Raw genomic sequence first — 4,484 nt, 5'->3', positions numbered from 1 at the left:
AAAAAAATAAAGTTAAAAAAGTCCTAAAATTCAAGCATTGTTGGCGAAGGTAGAGAAATACTTATAGTAATAGTAAGCCAAAAAGTATAGTGCAAGAAAAAGTCAGAATCTTAAGATTCCTATAAATAAATAATTATATAGCTTATTGACACTCTCATGGTTAAATCCCTTGATCATAACGGGAGATTCTTGTCTCACAGATTCTCGGGCTAGATAACAAATCAAATAAACTGAATTGCACCCCCGCTACTACTATCTCAACAAGCTGTCTTGCTCCGTCTTTACCCTGAATTTACCTCAGCCCAGGCGGTGCGTTTTGATTCAACCGTGTACTCCACGGCTATTGATGCAATTATAACGCCAAAAATGCGCACGCGTATTGCTCAATCACTTTTCTGGTTGAAATTCACCTCATCGTTAAATTAAGAGCGATGATATAGCACTACAAGAATTAGTGAGGACATTTTTCAATGCTAAAACCCTTTTACAGTTTGCTATTTCCTGTTCCCTATTCCCCATTCCCGATTCAAGTAGGGATATAACAGGAGTCCTCTTTCAACATTTATGATAGAATCATAGCCTATAATCTTAAACTTAGTTCTAACTAACTTAAACAAAACGCCGATGAAAGTTACCCAGGAAAAACTTCCAGCTAGCCAAATAGGCCTGGAAATCGAGATTACACCAGAAATGTCCAAGAATGCCTACGAACAGGTGATTCAGAAATATATCCGTACCGCCAATATTCCTGGGTTCAGAAAAGGCAAGGTGCCTCGACAAATATTGATACAGAGGCTGGGTAGAAATTATGTTAAAGCTATGGCCTTAGATAACCTCATTAATGATTGCTTAGAAAAAGCAAGAGAACAAGAACAAATCAATGCAATAGGTCAATTTGACCTGGTTACAGAATTTGAAGAGTTAGTAAAAGATTTTGAACCAGGAAAAGAAATGGCCTTCTCTGCTAAAGTGGATGTAGAGCCAGAGGCTAAAGTTAATGATTATAAAGGATTGGTGGTCAAGGCTGAAGAAGCTAAATATGACCATGCTCAATTAGATGAATTTCTAGAAGAACGTCGCTCTGAAAAGGCCACACTAATTCCCGTAGAAGGAAGAGCTGCTCAGTTAGGAGATGTGGCAATAGTAGATTTTGAAGGTATAATCCCATCTGATACAGAGGGAGAAGAGCCGAAAGAAGTTCCAGGAGGCAAGGCTCAAGATTATCAAATGGAGTTGAAAGAAGGACAATTTATCCCTGGGTTCATTGATGGAATAGTAGGTATGAACCTAGAGGAAACAAAAGAAATTTCCGTTCAATTTCCTGAAGAATATGGTCAACCAGAGTTAGCAGGTAAACCAGCAGTATTTACAATTACTCTTAAAGAATTAAAAGAAAAAGAATTACCAGAGTTGGATGATGATTTTGCTCAAGAAATTAGTGAGTTTGAAACATTAGCCCAATTACAAGAGTTCATGGAGAAAAAATTTACCAAAGAAAAAGAGGAACAAACAAAACAGAATAAGGAAATTGCCATTGTAAATGAGCTGGTGAACCATCTGGAAGTAGAATTACCAGAAACTTTAATTAAAAATGAAGTTCAGCAGATGTTAGCCCAAAGTGCCATGGAGTTGAGCCAGTATGGAATAGATGTTAAAGAATTGTTCAGTAGCGATAAATTGCCAGAAATGCAAGAGCGATCGCGGCCAGAAGCAATTGAGCGATTAAAAAGAGATTGGGCTATTAAAACAGTGGCCAAGGAAGAGTCAATCGAGGTAAATGAAGAAGAGATTGTAGCAGAGTCAGCTAAAGTCATGGGACAACTCCAAGGAAAGGATGTCGATCCAGATAGATTAAGAGAAGTAGTGACAGAAGACTTACTGAAGGAAAAAACAATCAAATGGTTGGAAGAAAATGGCACAGTAGAGTTAGTACCTCAAGGAACTCTAACTAAAGATTCAGAAATAGATGAAGCTACAGAAACTCCTGTAGAAACTGAGTCAGAGTCAGAAACTATTGTAGAAGTTGAGGCGGAACCTGTAGCTACTGTGGAAAATCCTCAATAATGAACAAGATTAACTAAACTCAAATTAATGAATGGTTGGGTAATCCCAACTACCAATATTAGTAAAGCTAAGTCATAATAATATTCAGCTTGGATTGATACGAATCAAAAATGAGCAAGTCAAAACAAAATTTGTTTATATATAAACTGATGGACTATGGTTATATCTCAATATTCTGATGATTTAGTTAATATCTATAATAAGTTACAAGTTTACTCCGGTCCTAGTAACATTGTTCCTATGGTAGTTGAACAATCAGGGATGGGAGAAAGAGCTTTTGACCTCTACTCACGGCTCCTTAGAGAAAGAATAATTTTTTTGGGGACCCCAGTAGACGATAATGTAGCTAATACCATTACTGCTCAGATGCTATTCCTGGATGCTGAAGACCCAGAAAAAGATATTCAACTCTATATCAACTCCCCTGGAGGGTCTGTTACTGCTGGAATGGCTATATACGACACCATGCAGCAGGTACGGCCTGATGTAGTAACAATTTGTTATGGTTTAGCTGCAAGTATGGGAGCTTTTCTTCTTTCTGGTGGGACAAAAGGTAAAAGAATGTCCCTTCCTAGTTCTAGAATAATGATTCACCAGCCTCTAGGTGGGGCTCAAGGTCAAGCAGTAGATATTGAGATCCAGGCTAAAGAAATCTTATATCATAAACGTAAGCTGAATGAACTTTTATCAGCTCATACAGGTCAACCTCTAGAAAAAATAGAAGTTGATACAGACCGCGACTTCTTTATGTCCGCAGAAGAGGCCAAAAATTATGGCTTGGTCGATCAAGTGATTACTAAACAGAATCTTCCTGTACCAGGAGAGTCTGTTCCCGCAATGTAATTAAGAGGAAGTTATGTCTAAATACGACTCCCATCTAAAATGTTCATTTTGTGGCAAGTCTCAGGAACAGGTCCGTAAGTTAATAGCAGGTCCTGGAGTTTATATTTGTGATGAATGTGTAGAGTTGTGCAATGAGATTTTAGATGAGGAGCTTTTTGACTCTAACACAACAGGGCCACAATCTCCAACGCCAAGACCAACAACCCCTACTCAAAAGCGAAGTAGTACTGCCAAAAGAGTGTCAGTTGCCCAACTTCCTAAACCTAGAGAAATTAAGAATTATCTGGATACTCATGTTATTGGTCAGGAGGAAGGTAAGAAGGTTTTGTCAGTGGCAGTTTATAACCACTATAAACGTCTGACCTTTGTAGAAGCCAAAAAAAGTGGCAAGTCTTCTCCAGATGAGGTGGAATTACAAAAATCTAATATTTTATTGATTGGGCCGACTGGTTGTGGTAAGACATTGTTGGCTCAAACTTTGGCAGAATTATTGGATGTACCATTTGCTGTGGCAGATGCGACAACATTAACAGAAGCTGGATATGTTGGGGAAGATGTGGAGAATATTTTGCTGCGACTTCTGCAAGTGGCAGATTTAGAGGTAGAGGAAGCACAACGGGGTATTATATATATAGATGAGATAGATAAGATAGCTCGCAAGAGTGAGAACCCTTCCATAACAAGAGATGTGTCTGGAGAGGGGGTACAGCAGGCTTTATTAAAAATGTTGGAGGGGACTGTTGCCAATGTCCCCCCTCAAGGTGGTCGGAAACATCCCTATCAAGATTGTATTCAGATTGACACGAGTAATATTTTATTTATATGTGGTGGGGCTTTTGTTGGTTTAGATAAAATAGTAGAACAGAGAAACGGCAAAAAGTCAATGGGTTTTGTTCAGGAAGTAGGAGAAAATCAGTCCAAGGATAAAAAAGTTGTAGATTTAATGAAGCAAATGGAACCGAATGATTTGGTGAAGTTTGGTTTAATTCCAGAGTTAATTGGGCGAATACCAATGGTGGCGGTAGTTGAACCTCTGGATGAGGAGACTCTGATGGCAATTTTGACAAAACCTCAGAATGCTTTGGTGAAGCAATATCAAAAGTTGTTGCAGATGGATAATGTACAGTTGGAGTTTGAGGAAGAGGCAATTCGAGCGATCGCGAAGGAAGCATTTAGGAGAAAGACCGGAGCACGAGCGTTGCGGGGTATTGTGGAGGAGTTGATGTTGGATGTGATGTATGAATTACCTTCGCGCAAGGATGTGACTCGGTGTACTATTACTAAGGAAATGGTAGAGAAGCGATCGACTGCAGAGTTATTAGTGCATCCATCATCGTTGCCAAAACCTGAGTCTGCTTAACTAGCGATCGGCATTTCAGGCGTTGTCAGATTAAAAGATGAATTATAGGGACAGGGTGGGAACAGGGACCTCTTTAAACTTAAGGTAATAAATCAGTAGTCGAATTGAGTGCTTTAACATTTCAACAGACTTGGAATAGCACAAGGTTTTGCCATCTAACATAGCTCAGTAATGACGTAGCGCGTGTATTTTCTCCCTCTACACCAGTCATGTAAGT

At 39.0% G+C, this 4,484-nt stretch carries 3 protein-coding genes and 1 pseudogene; 3 read left to right on the top strand and 1 reads right to left on the bottom strand.

Annotation, left to right across the window (positions count from 1 at the left end; translation table 11 throughout):
* Window positions 1–624: 624 nt before the first annotated feature.
* The 3 genes from tig (at window position 625) to clpX (ending at window position 4,267) form a co-directional block, all read left to right on the top strand.
* Window positions 625–2,064 (top strand): trigger factor, encoded by a 1,440-nt coding sequence (gene tig / locus F6K13_RS19885; protein ID WP_124145366.1) that lies wholly within the window; start codon window positions 625–627, stop codon window positions 2,062–2,064.
* A gap of 156 nt (window positions 2,065–2,220) precedes the next feature.
* Window positions 2,221–2,907, top strand: coding sequence for an ATP-dependent Clp endopeptidase proteolytic subunit ClpP (clpP, locus tag F6K13_RS19880; protein WP_124145365.1), 687 nt, complete (start codon window positions 2,221–2,223; stop codon window positions 2,905–2,907).
* A 13-nt stretch (window positions 2,908–2,920) separates the two neighbouring features.
* Window positions 2,921–4,267, top strand: a complete 1,347-nt coding sequence (gene clpX, locus F6K13_RS19875) for an ATP-dependent protease ATP-binding subunit ClpX (protein ID WP_124155309.1) — start codon at window positions 2,921–2,923, stop codon at window positions 4,265–4,267.
* 42 nt (window positions 4,268–4,309) lie between these two features.
* Here the strand turns inward: clpX and F6K13_RS19870 are convergent.
* Window positions 4,310–4,484, bottom strand: a pseudogene (locus F6K13_RS19870) (IS1 family transposase); the annotation flags it as partial.

It is taken from the genome of Okeania sp. SIO2B9 (genome assembly GCF_010672505.1).
Taxonomy (GTDB): Bacteria; Cyanobacteriota; Cyanobacteriia; order Cyanobacteriales; family Microcoleaceae; genus Okeania; species Okeania hirsuta.
Note: the sequence above shows the minus strand (reverse complement) of the source record. Positions and strands in the feature narration are given on the sequence as shown.

What these genes read in the sequence shown, in the direction of transcription:
- tig (WP_124145366.1), top strand. Translation starts at nt 625, where the DNA reads ATGAAAGTTACCCAGGAAAAACTTCCAGCTAGCCAAATAGGCCTGGAA.
- clpP (WP_124145365.1), top strand. Translation starts at nt 2,221, where the DNA reads ATGGTTATATCTCAATATTCTGATGATTTAGTTAATATCTATAATAAG.
- clpX (WP_124155309.1), top strand. Translation starts at nt 2,921, where the DNA reads ATGTCTAAATACGACTCCCATCTAAAATGTTCATTTTGTGGCAAGTCT.